Source organism: Desulfofundulus sp. JL263-se, from assembly GCF_056316025.1.
Window position 1 is genome coordinate 896,654 of the sequence record NZ_CM149993.1, and the last position, 17,901, is coordinate 914,554.

Below are 17,901 nucleotides of genomic sequence, written 5' to 3' on the forward strand. Positions count from 1 at the left end.
CCTAGAGCTTTTTCACGTCATACCAGTTAGGTCCTGCCTTTAAATCTACAACCAAAGGCACATTCAAGGTGACTGCATTTTCCATGCATTCCCGAACGATCTCTTTTAATACCGGCAATTCATCTTCCGGTACGTCAAATATTAACTCGTCGTGTACCTGCAGGATCATCTTTGCCTGGAGGTTTCGTTTTTCCAATTCCCTTTGGGTTTTAACCATAGCCAGTTTGATAATGTCGGCGGCGCTACCCTGAATAGGGGTATTTACCGCGGTTCGTTCACCGAAATTACGGACGTTCCGGTTGGGACTGAAGAGGTCGGGCAGATAGCGCCGGCGGTTCAAAATGGTTGTTACATAACCCTTTTTCCGTGCTTCGGCTATGGTTTTTTCGATATATTGTTTTACTCCGGCATAGCGGGCAAAGTAGTTTTCTATGTATCGTTTTGCCTCAGCGCGGCTAACCTTGATATCCCGGGAAAGACCGAATTCACTCATCCCGTAAATAATACCAAAATTTACTGCCTTTGCCCTGTTGCGCATTTCTCTGGTTACCTGATCCATACTGACGCCGAATACTTCGGAAGCCGTCCTGGTATGTATATCCTGTCCCTGGTAGAATGCTTCCCGAAGTACGGCATCACTGGACATATGGGCAAGGATGCGCAATTCGATTTGGGAATAATCGGCTGTTAGGATGAGGTTGCCCGGCCTTCGCGGCACAAATACTTTTCTGATTTTTCTGCCCTGTTCAAGCCGGATGGGTATGTTTTGCAGGTTTGGCTCGGCACTGGAAAGGCGCCCGGTGGCTGTAACTGTCTGGTGGAAAGTGGTATGTATCCTACCTGTTTTCGGGTTTATAAGTTGTGCCAAGCTGTCTACATAAGTGGATTTAAGTTTTACCAGCTGGCGGTGGGCAATAATTTTTTCCACTATGGGGTGGCTTCCCGCCAATTCTTCCAAAACCGCTGCGTCGGTGGAATAGCCGGTTTTGGTTCGTTTTATTACCGGGAGCTGCAACTTTTCAAAAAGTATATAGCCTAGTTGGCGTGTGGAATTTATATTAAATTCTTCGCCGGCAAGGGAATATATTTCTCCGGTAATTTTGTTAATCTGCCTATTTAATTCGCCGGACATTTCTTTTAATTTGATTATATCTACGGTTACTCCGGCTATTTCCATTTTTGCCAGCACTGAAATTAGGGGAAGTTCCACCTCATAATAAAGTTGTAAAAGGTTATTTTCAGCAAGGCGCTTTTCAAGGAGCCCTTTTATTTTAAATATGCTTTCAGCTGCTGCCGTAATATTTTTTCCTTCCAGGGAAGGAAGTACAATATTTAAGTGCTGCAGCGCCAGGTTACTTAAGTCCAGCCCTGCTGAGCCGGGGTTCAGTAAATATGCCGCAACCAAGGTGTCAAAGGCTAGCCCTGTAAACGATATCCCATGATGATTAAGCTGCCGGATTATACTTTTGGCATCATGACAATACTTTTTAATTGCGGGGTCGGAAATGATATCCTTTAAAATACCTGGTATTTTACCATTATCCAACGGCAGGAAGAAGTTATTCCCCGGCGATAGGGTTATTGCTGCAGAAAATATCTTCCCTTCTGGCTGTCCCTCAACGGTTAGGGCAATTTCTCCGGCTGCCTTTACCTTTTCCCTTAATTCATTTAATTCTTCCAAATTCCTTATAATGGAATGCGGAGCCTTATATGCATTTAGGCCTTCCGTTTTAATTTTTTTATTTTTAGTTTTATCGTCCTCCTTTTTTTTGTTCGGTTTATCTCTGGCTTCTTCCACAATATTTTTAATGAGCGACTTGAATTCAAGTTTGCTGAAAATTTTAAGCAATTGCGGGTAATTAGGTCCTTTCCAGCGGCAGCTTTCTATATCTATTTCCACCGGAACTTGGCGTATGATGGTGGCTAATTCCTTGGACATGAGGGCCTGGTCCTTATACTCCTCCAGTTTGTTACGCCACCGGGCAGGTAGTTCTTCTTTTTTCTCTATAAGTTCCTCCAAACTTTCGTAATTCTGTAGTAATTTGGCAGCCGTTTTGGGTCCTATCCCCGGTACTCCCGGTATGTTATCTGAAGAGTCACCCATAAGACCCTTTAAGTCGGCAAATCGTTTCGGGGACACGCCGAATTTCTTTTTTACAGCCTCAATGTCGTATTCTTCCAATTCGCTGATTCCCTTTTTAATATGCAAGACCCTGGTCCGGGAAGAAACCAGCTGCAAGGCGTCGCGATCTCCGGTTAATATCAGACAGTTAAGGCCTTTTTTTTCTGCCGCCGCAGTTATGGTTCCGATTAGGTCGTCTGCCTCGTAATTTTCTACTTCAAAAATGGGAATTTGCATGGCTCTTAAAATATCTTTTAAAAGTGGAAATTGGGGACGGAGTTCGGCGGGAGTGGCCTTTCTATGCATTTTGTAATCGATAAATCGGCTGTGCCTGAATGTAATTTTTCCCTTATCAAAAGCCACCGCTACCAGTTCGGGATTTCGTTCTTTTAAAACCTTAAAAAGCATGGTAGTGAATCCGTAGGCGGCATTGGTTATTATTCCTTCGCTGGTTGAGAGCAAGGGTATGGCGTGAAATGCCCTGTGGGCAAGACTGTTTCCGTCAATGACCAGTATAGTTTCTTGTGACATAAGTGCACCTTCCCGGAAAGATATTTTCTATTATTTTCACCGCTTCGGGCTAAAATACCTGCAATTCTGTGTGTTAGAAGGCAGGACTTTTTGGAACGCACTAGAATAAATTGGTAAACTGCTTAAGGAGTGATTTTATTGCCTAGGTATGTCCTGCCGGTTATTCTTGCGATTATTTTGGTGTTTATGGGGATACAAGCTGCATTTGCCTGCGATTCTATTTCCGATGGAACGCTTGTACTGGAAGAGATAATGGAGTACTTGACCCGGTATCATTTGGAGGAACCTGAAGTAGATGAACTGGTAAATGGTGCTATTAAGGGAATGTTGGATATACTGGGAGATCCTTTTACCGAATATTTTAGTCCAGAGGAACTGGAACAATTTACCCGTTCTTTGGATGGCAGTTTGTTCGGGATAGGGGTGGAATTAAGCCCCGGTGTTTCCTATCCGGGGGTACTACGGGTTATACCGCGTTCCCCGGCTGAAAAAGCTGGGATTAAGGCAGGCGACTTAATTGTAGCAGTGGACGGCATGGATTTGAAAAATCTGGACCTCTTGGAAGTGGTGCAAAAAATCCGTGGCCCGGAGGGTACTTCTGTGAAAATCACGGTTGACCGCCCGGGTAAGGGAAGAATTAATTTCATCATTATCAGGAAAAATGTTAGTATACCGACGGTAGAGTTCCGCGTGTTTAGCAGCCGGGTGGGATATATTAATGTTAGTTTCTTTGGTTCCAAAACTGCTGACGAGTTTGATAAGGCCTTACACGATTTGTTGTCCCGAGGAATAAATTGCTTGGTACTTGATTTACGAAATAACAGGGGAGGATATCTTCAGGCTGCAGTAGATATAGCTTCGCAATTTCTTCCTCCCGGTAGCCCGGTAGTCTTAACGGAAGATAGAAAGGGAAACAGGAAGACATATGTAACTTCGGGATACCCTGCGGCTTTGAGAATGCCCGTGGCCGTCCTGGTTAATAACGATACAGCCAGTGCAGCTGAGGTACTTGCGGGAGCGCTGCGGGATCACGGTTTGGCCAGGCTGGTCGGAGATTGTACATTCGGCAAGGGAGTGCTGCAAACGGTAATTCCCCTGGAAACGGGCGGGGCTTTAAAAGTGACAACACACCGGTATTTTACGCCTTCCGGTATTAACCTTGACGGTAACGGTTTAATACCGGACCGGGAAATACTCATTCCCGAGTTGCAGGTAGCGGCTGCATTGCAGGTATTAAAAAATAATAATATACTGGAGCTGGAATTTAATATTAAGGATAGTAAAATACGGGTAAATGGACAGGAAATAGAATATCCTTTTATGCCTTTGGTGGAGTCGGGCCATTTATTTCTGCCTTTAAGATTGACCCTTGAGACGTTGGGGTACCGTGTCAGCCCATCAGAAAAAGGTGTCAGGATTTCCGGCTTTGGCGATACTATGGAAGTGTATCCCGGCAGCAGCAATTTGAGGTTGAATGATGAAGAAAAGGTATTAAATAGGGCTGTTTTGATAGACCGGGGAGTAAGGTATATATCTTATCAAGCTTTAAAGTTACTTGATTTGGAAATTGAGAGTGGCCCCGGTAAAGTGTACGTTCGTTCACTGCAGGCGGGAACCCCGGAGGGTATTTGCAGGAAAACAGTATCAAGTGTGGAATAATATTATAATATAATATATTTATTTTTATAAATCCCCGCCAATGCGGGGGGAGGTGTTGTAATGTCGGGGGGAAGATTACCCTGCCCGTGTGGCAGTGGGAAAACATATACTCAGTGCTGCGGAAAAAACACTAATGTCATTTCTTTGACTCAGTTTCGTTTGCGCAAGGTAGGGCTGGATTTGCGCAAAAAACTGGGTGATTATGTAGGCAGGCCCGAATTTGCCAGGGATGCTACCCGGGCCCAGGATTTATATTTCAGGTATCTGGATACAAATATGGATGACTTTGACGATGATTTCTTGATGGAACGTTATTATGAGTGGTTTATATTTGATTTTAGGCTTCCCGATGGAGACAGGATTATAGATAAATTTAAAAGGTCCCCGTCGCTCAGTGCAGATGAAAAGATGCTGCTGGATGATTGGTCCCGGGCTCCTAACAGTCTTTATGAAGTAAAAGCTGTTTTTCCGGGAAAATTAGTCCTTGAAGATTTACTTTTGCGGAAACAGCTCGTAGTTACGGAAAATAATGCGGTTAGGGAAATAAATCCTGGGTTCATTCTTTATATGCGGATACTTTCCGTGGGAGAGGAAAATGAATTTTCCACCAGTGGCTTGGCCTTGCCTCCTAGCTGCAGGAATATATTGCTAAAAGGGCTGTTTATCGATGCCTCCCGGTTTTGGGAGGATGGAAATTATACTAAAGACTGGTATTTTTACCTGCGGGAGCGTAGTCACATAGTAAACAGCATGGTTATGCAATTAACTATTGACCCCGTGCTGGAATGGTTAGATATCGAAGAGGAGGATTATCCGGAAGAAGAGTACAGCCGGGAATTTGAATTGGGCTACCGCTGCGTAGTGCCCGAAGATTTTCCATGGCGTGAGCCCAGCTATCAAAAGGTAGCCCGGGAGGTGGCGGAGGAACTATTTCTTTATAAGTATGGTTGTCAGCAAGTAAGCAATGCCCTGCGCTTGTGGTATGATTATACATCCCTGGAAAGGCCTTCTTTTCGCAAGCCTGAGGCATGGGTAGCTACCTTGGTATATGCCATTTCCAGGCTGGAGGGAGACGGCAGGGAAAACCAGAATACATTGGCTAAGAGATACGGTGTATCACCTTCCACCATCTCCGGCAAGTACCGTTCCATGTGTAAGATTTTGGGTCTAAAAGAATGTGATGAAAGGTATTCAACATGCGGTAAGTCGAAGAACTTGGGTCTTGTAAATAACGCCATATCTTTTTTGTCCTGTTACCTTTCCAAGAGAAAATAATATTTTAGACTTCTCCCAGACCCTAGTGGGGAGAAGTTTTACTTAATTTTGGCCAGGAGGAATTTGTTTGTTTGAATTGATTAATTCTTTAATGGAAATAGTGACGATTCGGGTTACTGAATTTATTTCTGCTTTGGGATATTGGGGCCTGGCCATTGGTATGGCCATTGAAAGTGCCAATATTCCATTGCCCAGTGAAATAATCCTGCCCTTTGGAGGGTACCTTGTTTCTACCGGCAGGCTTACTTTCTGGGGTGCCGTAATGGCCGGGACCCTTGGTGGGCTTGGCGGTTCTATCATTTCATATTATATTGGATTGTTTGGTGGGCGGCCTTTTTTACAAAAATACGGGCGGTACATGGGAATATCAGAAAAGCATTTTGTTCTGGCTGAAAGATGGTTTGAACGTTATGGCGAGGCCACCGTTTTTTTTACCCGATTGATACCGGTGGTGCGTACGTTTATTTCCCTGCCGGCTGGAATTGCCCGGATGAATATAGGCCGGTTCATAATTTACAGTTTCCTGGGGTCCCTTCCGTGGTCAATAGCGCTGGTGTACCTGGGGGTTAAGCTGGGGCAGCACTGGGATGCCCTTAAGCCCTGGTTCCACCGTTTTGACCTTATTGTGGCAGCCGGTATATTGGTGTTGCTGGTTTTTTGGTGGATGCGGCGCCGCAAGTAGCTGGGGAGGAACACCGTTGTCGTACGAAAATTTGACCTTGAACTTGGTAGCAAAGTATGGTTACGTTGGCCTTGGCCTGGGAATGTTAATGGAATTTACCGGGCTGCCGTTTCCCGGTGAAATAGCCCTTGGTTTTGCCGGTTTCATGATATGGCGGGGGGCTTTAGTTTTTGCTCCCACCTGGGCCGTGGTGCTGGGCTTTTCCTGGCTGGGGTCTCTGGTTGCTTATTTTTTGGGAGCTTGCCTGGGCCGGCCTTTTATTTTGAAATATGGAAAATATGGCGGCTTAAATGAAAAGAAATTGAAAAAAATGGAAATATGGTTCAGCCGCCACCGGGTTCATGTGCTGGTATTTGGCCGCTTTGTTTCCGGAGTACGGCCGCTGAGTGCATACGTGGCTGGAATGACCGGTATGCCGTGGTTCTCTTTTGCCATCCTTTCCTTTTTGGGAACAACGTTATGGACTTCCACATTTCTATTTGCCGGAGTTTTATTAGGAGCCAATTGGGAGAGAATAAAATCATATTCCTTTTTATTGGGATTGGTTTTTTTAGTTCTGTCTATTACGCTGGGACTGTTCTTTTGGCATCGCCGGGGCCGCGGCGATGGGAATGGGGAGAAATAAATTGCCCCGGGGGTCTTCCGGGGTTAGTAAAACATGTTACTTGGCCGGGAATTAACCGGTCATTTTTTTTGCATAATAGACAGTGGGTCTAATTCGTGATTGCGGGGCCATAGGACAGCAATTCTGAAAGGGTGGCCGGGTGATAACGTTGTTTTTTTAGTGTTACTATCATCTTGGCAACTAATTTTTCTGTATAATCAGTTTTACCTTCCAAGGGTATGGATATAATTACGCCGGGCCGTAGCCATTCTTTATTTTTTTCGTCCAAGCTATTTATAGTTTTATCGCTACCTATGATCTTGTATCCTAGCGAGTAAACCGTATCGAGCAGGGCAGTTCCCGGAGCCGGTTCCTTGAACCGTACCAAAGAAGGTGCACTTCCTGTTAATTTCCAGAATGCTTCCTTAGTCTCTTCCATATATTCCGGCAGATTTACATTTTTTTTAGGGCCGATATCCAGTAAAATGCCTGTTTCATGTCCTTTTAACGCTATCTGGCGAACAAGGTCGGAATTTTTTCGGGCCCATTCGGGGGTTATAAAAAATGTTGCCTTGCTTTGCTGCTCTTCCAGGGTCCGGATTACCGGTGCTACTTTCGCTTGCGTCCCGGGGTTAACATCGAAGGTTAAAGCCATTGCTTTTTCTTTTGTTTGCACTTGGCTTATAACCTTACTGGTGACGCTGACGGTACTGGGGATATGTTGTTTTACCATCATGGAAAATAACAGGGCCGTTGATGTTAATATAACCAGTGAAATGAAGCTTCGTAGTATTTTAGCAAGGTTAAAATAATATACCCGCATAATTCCCCTCCTCTGTTTTTTTCTTAATGAAAGGGTATTGCTACTGGGATTCGGTTATGTCTCGAGGGGAATAAATTTATCTGGGAAGGAGCGATAGAAAGTGGGGCCAGTAAGTAGGATTATGATATATTTAATAATTTCTTTAATGGGGATTTTAATTTTTCCGACCGGTGGGAGAGCAGTACCCAGGGTGGCCGCTGACGCGGCTGTTTTGGTGGATGCTTCCACCGGGCAAGTGCTTTACGAAAAAAACGGTGCCAAGCGCCGGGCACCGGCCAGCCTGACAAAGATTACAACCTGTATTATTGCCCTGGAGTACGGGCATCTGGGAGAGGTGGTTACCGTTAGCAGAAAGGCCGGTGCAACATCCATCGGCTCAAATATTGGCCTGAATCGGGGGGATAAGATTACCCTGGGAAATCTGGTTGAGGCCGCTTTAATTTCTTCGGCCAATGATTCAACAGTGGCTATTGCCGAACACATCGGCGGCAGTCACGAAGCTTTTATTCATTTGATGAATAAAAAGGCTATTGCTTTGGGTGCTTTTAATACTCGCTTTAAGAATACCAACGGTTACAGCAGTCCCAACCATTATTCCACGGCCAGGGATTTGGCTGTTATTACCCGTTATGCCCTTCAAAATCCTGCTTTTAACAGGCTGGTGAAAACCAAGAAGGCTACTATTGTCTGGTGTGACCCCGCAAAGGAAAAGGAAGTTACAAATACTAACAGGTTGCTGGTAAATCAGGAATACCCGGGAATTGACGGGGTGAAAACCGGCACTGCCGTCCGGGCGGGAAAGTGTCTTATAGCTTCCGCCACCAGGGACGGACGCCGGTTGATTGCGGTTGTTTTGCACAGCCCCAGCAGATATAGGGATGCTGTCAAGCTATTAGATTACGGGTTCACGGGTACGGTACCACAGGTATTATGTCGAAAGGGGCAGGTACTGGCAGAGGTTCCCGTAAGCAGGGGTGTTCAGCCCATTGTTCATGCCGTAGCCAGGAATGAAGTATCGGTATACCTTGATAAAGAAAACCCCCCTGAAATACAGAAAAAATTCATCTTATCCAGGCTGACTGCCCCGGTAAATAAAGGAGACGTGATTGGAAAGGTTATATACGCTACGGAACAGGGTGAACTGGCAAGGGCCGACTTGGTAGCAGGAGAAAGTGTTCGCCGCCCCTGGTGGCCGGTACGAATATGGCATAATGTTAAAAACACAAAACCATAATATAAAATGTTTGGTAAAAAATACAGGTCTTTTTCTGATAAAAGAAAGTCCCGCTAAAAGTGGGACTTTCAAAAATTTAAATTACATTTTACTTTTCTGTACAATCTCCTTAATTTTTTCTATAGTTCCAACATCCTCCAGGCCTGTAATGTCGCTCTTAATTTTACCTTCTGAAACTATTTCTTTCAACAGCCGGCGCATAATTTTCCCGCTGGCGGTTTTGGGCATAACGTCGGTGAAAAATATTTTTGAGGGTGCCGCGATTTTACCGATATTTTCGACTATACTATTTCTTATATTTTTCTCCATTTCCTCGTTGCCTTCATAACCCTGGCGCAAGGTCACAAAGACCACCGGCATCAGGCCCTTGATTTGATCCGGCACACCGATAACGGCAGCCTCGGCCACACCTTCGCACTGGGTGACGGCGCTTTCCATTTCCATGGTGCTGAGGCGGTGTCCGGCCACGTTGAAGACGTCGTCAATACGTCCAGTGACCCAGAAATGCCCGTCTTTGTCTTTAATGGCGGCATCGTTGGCAAAATAACAGTCTTCAACTTGGCTGAAATATTCCTTGATGTACCTTTCCGGTTCCTTCCACAATGTTCTCACCATCATTGGAATGGGACGTCTTATAACCAGGTTCCCCGGTGTATTTGGGGGAAGTGAATTGCCGTTGTCATCAACAACGTCTATTTGGGCTCCGAGGTACTGAATGCCGCAAGAACCGGGCTTCATGGCCGTAAGCCAGGCGGCTCCCGCCAGCGGACATCCCGCCGTTTCTGTCTGACCCCAGGTGTTATTGATATAGACCTTTTTATTACCCAGCTTTTCATGGGCCCAGTGCCACGCTTCGGGGTTGAAAGGCTCGCCCACCAGGGAAATTACATCCAGGCAGGATAAATTATAAGGCTTCATATAATCCTCTCCGAAGCGCATCAACATCCTAATAGCCGTCGGCGCAGTAAAAAGTTTATTTACCCTGTACTTGTCAATAATTTGATAAAAGCGGTCAGGTTTAGGATAATCAAGGGCTCCTTCGTAAAAAATTGTGGTTACCCCGTTGGCCAGGGCTCCTGCAATGCCCCAAATATGCATGGTGAGCCAGCCTATATCTGCAGTACACCAAAACATGTCGTCTGGATGGTGATCCATGTGATATTTGGCATAAATATAGTTATTAACTACGAAGGCCACGCTGGAATGAACGATGCCTTTTGGTTTGCCAGTGGTACCACTGGTATAGAAAACCAGTCCCGGTTCATTGGCCTCTATGGGCTCCGGTTCGCATTCTATACTGGTCTTACCGATTAAATCACCCCACCAGTAATCGCGTCCTTTCTGCATGTTAACTTCCAGGCCGGTTCTTTTAACCACAATCACTGACTTGATACTTTCAATGTCCTCTATTGCCTTATCTACGTTGTCTTTTAAAGGAATAATTCTTCCCCTCCGGTAACTGCCATCGGCAGTGACCACCACCTGAGGTTTATAATTGATTAACCGGTCTCTTAAGGCTCGTACCGAGAAACCAGAAAACACGGTGTTGAACAATATGCCGAGACGGTAACAAGCCAGAACGGAAATTACGGTTTCCGCAAGGTTGGGCATATATATGGCTACGGCATCGCCTTTTTTTAACCCGAAACTTTTTAAAACATTGGCAAATTTATTTACTTCAGCCAGAAGCATGCTGTAGGTATAAAACTTGGTATCGTAATTTTCTCCTTCCCAGATGAGGGCCAGTTTGTTGCCCGCCCCGTTTTTAATGTGTCTGTCAAGTAAGTTGTAGCACGGGTTGGTGATACCGCCCACGAAGAATTTGAAGTACGGTAATTTTCCTTCTATTGTTTTTTCCCAGGGCTTAATCCAGTAAAGTTCACTGGCCACATCGGACCAAAAGCCAGCCGGGTCTTCCCACGATTTTCTAAGGATTTCATTGAATTTTTCCACGCTTCCTGCATTAGTTTTCTTTGCTTTTTCGGGATCCGGGTAATAAAGCTTACTTTCACTGATCATTTTAAGTTCTTCCGGTTTAATTCCTCTCATTATAATACCCCCTTTTTTAGAATATTTAATATTTTCTAAATATAAAAGCTTTTTTAAAAATATATCCCCCCTAATACCACTTAATTTTTAGTTATTTTTTGCTAAGAAAATATTTTGTTAGCAAATTGTTATCTAACATCATCCCTTACTAACACCCTAGTTGCCTGGCAATAACAATACGATTAACCTCTGAAGTACCCTCACCAATTTCCAGGAGTTTTGCATCTCGCAGGTAGCGCTCCACCGGAAACTCTTTCATATATCCATATCCGCCGTGTACTTGAATAGCCTCCAGTGCCGCTCTTGTGGCCATTTCAGAGGCAAAAACCTTTGCCATGGCAGCCTCTTTAGTAAAGGGCAGTCCATTATCTTTAAGCCACGCTGCCTTTAAATACATTAACCGGGCCAGCTCAATATTAGTGGCTATGTCTGCCAGTTTAAATTGTATGGCTTGAAACTTGGATATAGACCGGCCAAATTGCTCCCTCTCCCTGGCATACTTAAGAGCGGCATCCAAACAAGCTTGTGCTATGCCTACTGCCATAGCAGCAATTGCAATCCGCCCCCCGTCTAAAACCTGTAAAAATTGCTTAAATCCCTTATTTAACTCTCCTAAAAGGTTTTCCTTGGGTACACGGACGTTATCGAAAAAGAGTTCGGTTGTATTAGAACCATGAAGGCCAAGTTTTTCATAACTTGATCTTATGGTAAAACCCGGTGCATCAGTGGGAACTATAATTGAGCTAATCCCCCTTTTACCCAGAGATTTATCTGTTACTGCGGTTATAGTGACAAAGCGGGCATAAGCAGCATTAGTAATAAAACACTTGGAACCGTTAATTATCCACTCGTCTCCTTCCAAAACAGCAACAGTTTTAGTAGCGCCGGCATCTGAGCCGGCGTTGGGTTCGGTTAGCCCAAAGGCACCGACTGCTTCTCCTTTACATAGTGGAGTTAAATACTGCTTCTTTTGTTCTTCGGTACCAAATAGATAGATAGGCATACATCCCAATGAAATATGTGCCTCATAGGTGAGCCCGGTGGAAGCGCAAGCTTTGGTAATTTCTTCAAGAGCAAGGCAATAACTTACGTAATCAGCACCCGCCCCACCGTATTCTTCCGGAAAAGGTAGTCCCATAAGGTCCAGGTCTGCCATCTTTTTAATCAAATCCTGTGGAAACTCTCCAGTACGGTCAATTTCAGCAGCTCGTTTGGCAATTTCATTTTGAGCAAAATCACGAACTGTATCTCTAATCATTTTTTGGTCATTGGTTAGCTCAAAATTCATAAAAAAACCCCTCCCTAATTCTTAAGCAATAATTACATATTTTCACAGCATCAAAAATATTTACTTTTGTAGTTCGGGAATGTTCTTGTAATATTCAAGGGCCTCGGGGTTGGCCAGAGCGTCCTTGTTAAGGACGGGGCGATTGTGGATGATGTTTCGCACGGCCAATTCCACTTTTTTGCCGTTTATTGTATAGGGAATGCCTTTAACTTTGATAATTTTGGCAGGTACATGGCGTGGGCTCGCATTTTCCCTGATAACTTTTTTAATTTTCTTCACCAGCTCGTCACTTAACTCAATTTCACCTGCCAGCTTGACAAAGAGAATAACCCGGACATCATTATTCCAGTCCTGGCCAACTACCAGACTATCCTCAATTTCAGGCAGACTTTCTACCTGGCGGTAAATTTCAGCGGTACCTATTCTTACGCCACCAGGGTTAAGGGTGGCGTCGGAACGCCCGTAAATAATGAGGCCCCCGGTGTCCGTAAGTTCAACATAATCCCCATGTCGCCATACATTTGGATAGAATTCGAAATAGGCACTTTTATATTTTTTGTTGTTTTCATCATTCCAGAAGCCAATAGGCATGGATGGGAAGGGTGCTGTGCAAACCAGCTCACCCTTTTGTTGAAAAACCGAATTGCCTTCCTCATCGTAAACTTCTACTTTCATACCCAGTCCCCGGCATTGCAACTCCCCGGCATACACGGGTCCTATGGGGTTGCCCAGTGCAAAACATGAAATTATATCCGTGCCCCCCGAAATGGAAGATAGGCAAAGGTCCTCTTTGATATCCCTGTACACATAATGGAAACTTTCCACGGAAAGAGGTGACCCCGTAGAAAGAATTGCTCTTAAGTTGCTAAGATCATACTCCTGTCTCGGTTTGACCCCTGCAGCTTCTAAAGATGCCAAGTACCTGGCGCTGGTGCCAAATATTGTAATATTTTCATCCTGGACATATTTAAAAAGAGTTCCCGGATCGGGATAAAAGGGTGAGCCGTCGTAAAGCATTACGGTAGCCCCAACCGCCAAGGAACTTACCAGCCAGTTCCACATCATCCAGCCGCAGGTTGTAAAATAGAAAATATTATCTTCTCGCTTTAAATCGGTGTGTAGAATAAGCTCTTTGAGATGTTGAATGAGGGTACCTCCGGCTCCATGAACAATACATTTGGGTACCCCCGTGGTGCCCGAGGAATACATAATATATACCGGATGGTCAAAGGGAAGTTGCTCGAATTGAATTTCCAGATTGGATTTCGCAGAAAGAAAATCCTTATAATAGATACTGTTAGGAATGCCGCTGATATCAGGTTCTTTCTCGGTATAAGGGACTATAATAACCTTTTCGATGGAGGGAATATCTTTCGAAATTCCGGATATCTTAGTTAAACAATCAAAAAGTTTGCCGTTATAATAATAACCGTTTGCTGTTACCAACACCTTGGGTTTGATTTGCCCGAAGCGGTCTAAAACTCCCTTAATACCGAAATCAGGTGAACATGATGACCAAATGGCACCAATACTGGTTGTTGCCAACATGGCGACTACAGTTTCAACCATGTTGGGCATAAATCCGGTAACCCGGTCTCCTTTTTTAATTCCAATTTTTCTAAGGGATTGGGCCATTCGGGCAACCTGTTCATAGAGTTCCCGGTAGGTTATTCTTGCTGTATCTCCTATTTCGCTTTTAAATACAATTGCCGTTTGGTCATCGCGGTAACGCAATAAATTTTCTGCAAAATTTAATTTCGCTCCGGAAAACCATTTTGCACCGAGCATGTCCTCCAGGCTGTTTACGACTTCCTTATAGGGCTGGGAGACGATAATATCTCCGAATTCCCACATAGATTCCCAGAATTGAGGAATATTAGTTATTGACCAGTGATAAAGTTCGGGGTAAGAAGAAATGTTTTTTTGGTACTTATTATTTATATAGTTAATAAATCGAGTCATATTTGTCTTTTCGATCCGTTCCTTTGACGGCACCCATAGTGGCTTTTTCATTTTATTTTTCAAACCCCCTTATTTTTTAAAAATTCTGTCATTTGCAGGTTTCAAGCAAACTTTATGCCAAGCAGTATTAGCGATATTTTTGGAATTTTTCTTTAACAAAATGCGTAAAAAATTACACACAAAAAAATAAAAGGTGCAAAAAATTTTTCGCACCTTTCTCTCGGGAACCGTTATCCCAGGTTATACTTTTTAATTTTCAATTGAAGAGTTCTACGGGAGATACCTAACATTTTTGCTGCCTGAGTTCGATTCCCATTGCACTGAGCCAGTACCTCTTTAATTATTTTTATTTCCGTCTGGTCTCGGCTTTCTTTTATGTTGAAAGTGAGGTTATTATTTTTTTCTGAATGGGAAGAAAGTGTGCCCAAAAGAGGTGGAACATCCTCCATTCTGATAACAGGGCCGTCTGCCATAATAACTAATTGTTCTACTACATTGCGCAACTCCCGAACATTGCCGGGCCAGGTATAATTATAAAAATAATCCAAGACAGCAGGGTGAAATTCCTTTAATTTTTTCTTATCATATTTACCAGCAAAGGTAATAAGAAAGTGTTTTGCCAAGATAGGTATATCTTCTTTCCTTTCCCTCAACGGGGGTAGTAATATGGGAAAAACGGCAAGGCGAAAGTAAAGGTCTTCTCGGAACTCCCCCTTTTTTACTAAGTAAGATAGATCTCTATTGGTACTGGCAATGATACGGACATCTACCGGGGTCGGTTTGGTACTTCCCAGGCGGTCTACCACCTTTTCTTCCAGAACCCGTAAAATTTTAACCTGGGTATTTAGTTCCATATCCCCTATTTCATCAAGTAACAGAGTCCCACCGTGGGCAAGTTCGAATTTTCCGGGTTTTCGGCCCCTGGCTCCTGTAAAGGCACCTTCTTCATAACCGAAAAGTTCGCTTTCTAGAAGGTTTTCTGGCAGGGCAGCACAGTTGACTGCTATAAATGGCTTTTCCCGCCGCGGGCTTTTGGCATGAATGGCCCGGGCGATTAGTTCTTTCCCTGTGCCGCTCTCACCTAAAATAAGGACATTTGCTTCCGTTGGGGCTACTTTTTGTACTAAGTGCCAGACTTCAAGCATTTTCCTGCTTTCAGCGATTATTCTGTTTTTAGAAAGCTCTGTAGTTACCGTGTTGGATTCGGTGCCAATGGGCGAATAAACTTTTATTGCCTGCCTGATTAACAGGCGCATCTCTTCGATATTGAAAGGTTTTGTTATATAATCATAAGCACCGTATTTCATGGTTTCGACGGCTGTAGGGACTGAAGCATAGGCAGTAATAATTATTACAGGAATTGAAGGAAACATTTTTTTAATGTTTTTTAAAGCCAGTACTCCGTCTTCATTATCCAGCCTTAAGTCCAGGATAACCAAGTCAATATGTTTGGATTTCAATATGGATATTGCTTCCTTTTGATTCTTGGCTCCCAGGACTTCAAATTCTTCTATAAAGGACTCTTGTAATAGCCAGATCATGTGAGGTTCGTCATCGATAACTAAGAGTCGATATTGATTCAAATATACCTCCTCCCTAATATAATTTCATTGATTTACAGTTTATCGTTACCTGGAAGTAGATTAAATTGTCTAACAGGTAAGTGAAGGAAAAAAGTTGTTCCCTGGTTTACCTTACTGATGAATTCGATAATTCCTTGGTGTTCGTCAATTACCCGGTGAACCAGGGAAAGACCTAGCCCGGTTCCCTTTTCCTTAGTGCTGTAAAATGCGTCAAAGATGTAAGGTTGGCATTTTTCATCAATGCCCATGCCCGTGTCACTTATTACAACCTCGATAAATTTATCTCCCTGCTGGTATTGGGTTGATATTTCCAATATCCCACCTTGGGGCATGGCCTGTATAGCGTTGAGGATGATATTTATCAGGGCCTGTTTTATTTGAGTTTCGTCAGCTTCAATGGCGGGGAGAGGGGAAAATCGTGTTTTTATTTTTATATTTTGGTTTTCCAGGGTAACGGCGAAGAAGGCAATAACGTTATTTAACAAGTTATTTATATTTACCAATGTAAAATCCGGTTGGGAAAACCGGGCAAAGTCCAGAAGGGCTTCAATTGAATTATTTACCCTAACTAACTCTTGGGTAGCGATACGTAAAAACGAATACAAAAAATCTCTGTCTCCCAATCTTCGGGGTAAAATTTGTAATGAGCCTAATACTATTGCTAAAGGATTTCTGATTTCATGGGCAATGGATGCTGATAATTCTCCCAATGCAGCCAGTTTGTCCGCCCTTTTCATTTTGTTTTCTTCTTCCTTTAAACACTCCAAATCTTCAAAAAGAGTAACCGTTCCTGATATTTCATTTTCCGATTTTAAGAACGCAATTAAAAAATTAATATCCCTTATATGTCCGGAGGGTAGTGTAATAGTACTTTGGGAAAAGTATTGATTTTTATTATTCTGAATAAGTTGATTAATTATTTTACTTATTTCCCTAAAACCTATTCTGTCTAAAAATATGTGATAATCATTATAATATTGGGGGTGTAAAGATTTTAATTCCAGGCCAAGAATCTCTTCCAATCCTTGGTTTACAAAAATAATCCGATTGTCGGCGTCGGCTATAATAATGCCAATGTTGAGACTATTTAGAAAAGTCTTAAGATAGCGTTGCATTTGTATTACCGTCCAGTATAATTGTTCTTCCAGAGAACTGTTCAAAATTAGAATTTTGGAACAAAATAAAAGTAAGCCGGTTAACCCCAGAACTGGTTGTATATTGGGAGAAAAAAATATTTTTTGGGCACCACGGCCAATTTGCTTGTAAATGTCTTCAATGGTTTCATTAGCCCAGGTAAACCCAATAACTTTTCCTCTTCGAATTAGCGGATGCACACAATTCATTATTTCTCCCCGGACCATTGAACCTACGCCTACGATTTCTCTTCCTTGCAACATAGCTTTTCTGCCTATATGGTCTTTATCAATGGAAATTCCAACTTTCTTAGAATACTTTTCTCCGGGACCATATGTTATTATGGCATCCAGTTCCTTTGAATAATACCCTACTCCTACGCCCGGAAATGCTGCAGCTATGGTATCGGTAAAGGGATACAGGGCATTACTTAACATCTTAATTTTTTCTTCCTTTTTAAGGGAAGTGATGTCATCTTGGTTACAGATTTGTCTTAAAAGGTCGTTATAAGTCCCTTTTAAATGTTGGTCTAAGATTCTAGTAATGCCAAAAAGCTTTGCTCCTTTCTCTTCTAGCAGGGCGGCCTCAGCTTTCTGAAAGAGCAAATATCTGTTGCGAGAAATTACAATCACCTCCCGGGTTGGAGAAGTTTTACAGTGCAATTCTGTAAATATTTTCCTTGCGCCAAATTCCGTTTCTAACAGGTAGAAGCTAATAACTACGGGCTTTTACATTTTTATATATGTGTTAATATATCCAGAATATTTTTACCTTTCTCAGCCTGGCCATCGCTTATAAAACTATGAATTTTGCATGCCGGCAAACCCGGATTTTTTAGTCAACCATCGATTTTAGAAATTTATTTATTAGCACTTCTGTACTATTTTTTTAACTATATTTTAACGTTTTGATGGTTAGATGTGTAGGTGGTTAATCAAATTTTGGTAAAACTGGA

General features: G+C 43.1%; 12 protein-coding genes and 1 pseudogene. 6 read left to right on the forward strand and 7 right to left on the reverse strand.

The window, feature by feature from the left end:
• Nucleotide 1 precedes the first annotated feature (1 nt).
• Nucleotides 2–2,653, reverse strand: a complete 2,652-nt coding sequence (gene polA / locus ACX4JR_RS04590) for a DNA polymerase I (RefSeq protein WP_476059865.1) — start codon at nt 2,651–2,653, stop codon at nt 2–4.
• A gap of 138 nt (nt 2,654–2,791) precedes the next feature.
• Between polA and ACX4JR_RS04595 the strand changes: the two genes are divergently transcribed.
• The 5 genes and pseudogenes from ACX4JR_RS04595 to ACX4JR_RS04615 all read left to right on the forward strand — a co-directional run bounded on the left by ACX4JR_RS04595 (nt 2,792) and on the right by ACX4JR_RS04615 (nt 6,894).
• Nucleotides 2,792–4,312: a S41 family peptidase gene (locus ACX4JR_RS04595; protein ID WP_476059866.1), complete on the forward strand. Its 1,521-nt coding sequence runs from the start codon at nt 2,792–2,794 to the stop codon at nt 4,310–4,312.
• Between the two features lie 60 nt (nt 4,313–4,372).
• A pseudogene (locus ACX4JR_RS04600) lies at nt 4,373–4,438 on the forward strand (SEC-C metal-binding domain-containing protein); the annotation flags it as partial.
• Nucleotides 4,439–4,456: 18 nt separating this feature from the next.
• Complete coding sequence (locus ACX4JR_RS04605) at nt 4,457–5,587, forward strand: DUF7986 domain-containing protein (RefSeq protein ID WP_476060470.1); 1,131 nt, start codon at nt 4,457–4,459, stop codon at nt 5,585–5,587.
• Nucleotides 5,588–5,678: 91 nt separating this feature from the next.
• Nucleotides 5,679–6,269 carry a DedA family protein gene (locus tag ACX4JR_RS04610; RefSeq protein WP_476060471.1) on the forward strand — a complete coding sequence of 197 codons (591 nt, stop codon included), beginning with the start codon at nt 5,679–5,681 and terminating at the stop codon, nt 6,267–6,269.
• A 16-nt stretch (nt 6,270–6,285) separates the two neighbouring features.
• Entirely contained in the window at nt 6,286–6,894 is a 609-nt protein-coding gene (locus tag ACX4JR_RS04615) for a DedA family protein (protein ID WP_476059867.1), read from the forward strand.
• 88 nt (nt 6,895–6,982) lie between these two features.
• Here ACX4JR_RS04615 and ACX4JR_RS04620 read toward each other — a convergent pair whose 3' ends face one another.
• Nucleotides 6,983–7,696 (reverse strand): polysaccharide deacetylase family protein, encoded by a 714-nt coding sequence (locus ACX4JR_RS04620; RefSeq protein WP_476059868.1) that lies wholly within the window; start codon nt 7,694–7,696, stop codon nt 6,983–6,985.
• Nucleotides 7,697–7,817: 121 nt separating this feature from the next.
• On the opposite strand from ACX4JR_RS04620, the gene ACX4JR_RS04625 reads away from it, so the two are divergent.
• Nucleotides 7,818–8,930 carry a D-alanyl-D-alanine carboxypeptidase family protein gene (locus ACX4JR_RS04625; protein ID WP_476059869.1) on the forward strand — a complete coding sequence of 371 codons (1,113 nt, stop codon included), beginning with the start codon at nt 7,818–7,820 and terminating at the stop codon, nt 8,928–8,930.
• An 81-nt stretch (nt 8,931–9,011) separates the two neighbouring features.
• Here ACX4JR_RS04625 and acs read toward each other — a convergent pair whose 3' ends face one another.
• The 5 genes from acs to ACX4JR_RS04650 form a co-directional block, all read right to left on the reverse strand.
• Entirely contained in the window at nt 9,012–10,979 is a 1,968-nt protein-coding gene (gene acs, locus ACX4JR_RS04630; protein WP_476059870.1) for an acetate--CoA ligase, read from the reverse strand.
• 148 nt (nt 10,980–11,127) lie between these two features.
• The gene (locus ACX4JR_RS04635) at nt 11,128–12,267 is read right to left on the reverse strand and encodes an acyl-CoA dehydrogenase (protein WP_476059871.1); all 1,140 of its coding nucleotides are present in this window, start codon (nt 12,265–12,267) and stop codon (nt 11,128–11,130) included.
• A 60-nt stretch (nt 12,268–12,327) separates the two neighbouring features.
• Nucleotides 12,328–14,280, reverse strand: coding sequence for an acetoacetate--CoA ligase (locus tag ACX4JR_RS04640; protein WP_476059872.1), 1,953 nt, complete (start codon nt 14,278–14,280; stop codon nt 12,328–12,330).
• A gap of 179 nt (nt 14,281–14,459) precedes the next feature.
• On the reverse strand, nt 14,460–15,812 hold the full coding sequence (locus ACX4JR_RS04645; protein ID WP_476059873.1) for a sigma-54-dependent transcriptional regulator: 1,353 nt from the start codon (nt 15,810–15,812) through the stop codon (nt 14,460–14,462).
• A gap of 32 nt (nt 15,813–15,844) precedes the next feature.
• Nucleotides 15,845–17,551, reverse strand: coding sequence for an ATP-binding protein (locus tag ACX4JR_RS04650; protein ID WP_476059874.1), 1,707 nt, complete (start codon nt 17,549–17,551; stop codon nt 15,845–15,847).
• Nucleotides 17,552–17,901: the final 350 nt, after the last annotated feature.

Excerpts from the sequence above, each read along its gene's own strand:
- ACX4JR_RS04625 (WP_476059869.1), top strand. The coding sequence starts at position 7,818 with ATGATATATTTAATAATTTCTTTAATGGGGATTTTAATTTTTCCGACC.
- polA (WP_476059865.1), bottom strand. The coding sequence starts at position 2,653 with ATGTCACAAGAAACTATACTGGTCATTGACGGAAACAGTCTTGCCCAC.
- ACX4JR_RS04640 (WP_476059872.1), bottom strand. The coding sequence starts at position 14,280 with ATGAAAAAGCCACTATGGGTGCCGTCAAAGGAACGGATCGAAAAGACA.
- ACX4JR_RS04610 (WP_476060471.1), top strand. The coding sequence starts at position 5,679 with ATGGAAATAGTGACGATTCGGGTTACTGAATTTATTTCTGCTTTGGGA.
- acs (WP_476059870.1), bottom strand. The coding sequence starts at position 10,979 with ATGAGAGGAATTAAACCGGAAGAACTTAAAATGATCAGTGAAAGTAAG.
- ACX4JR_RS04635 (WP_476059871.1), bottom strand. The coding sequence starts at position 12,267 with ATGAATTTTGAGCTAACCAATGACCAAAAAATGATTAGAGATACAGTT.
- ACX4JR_RS04620 (WP_476059868.1), bottom strand. The coding sequence starts at position 7,696 with ATGCGGGTATATTATTTTAACCTTGCTAAAATACTACGAAGCTTCATT.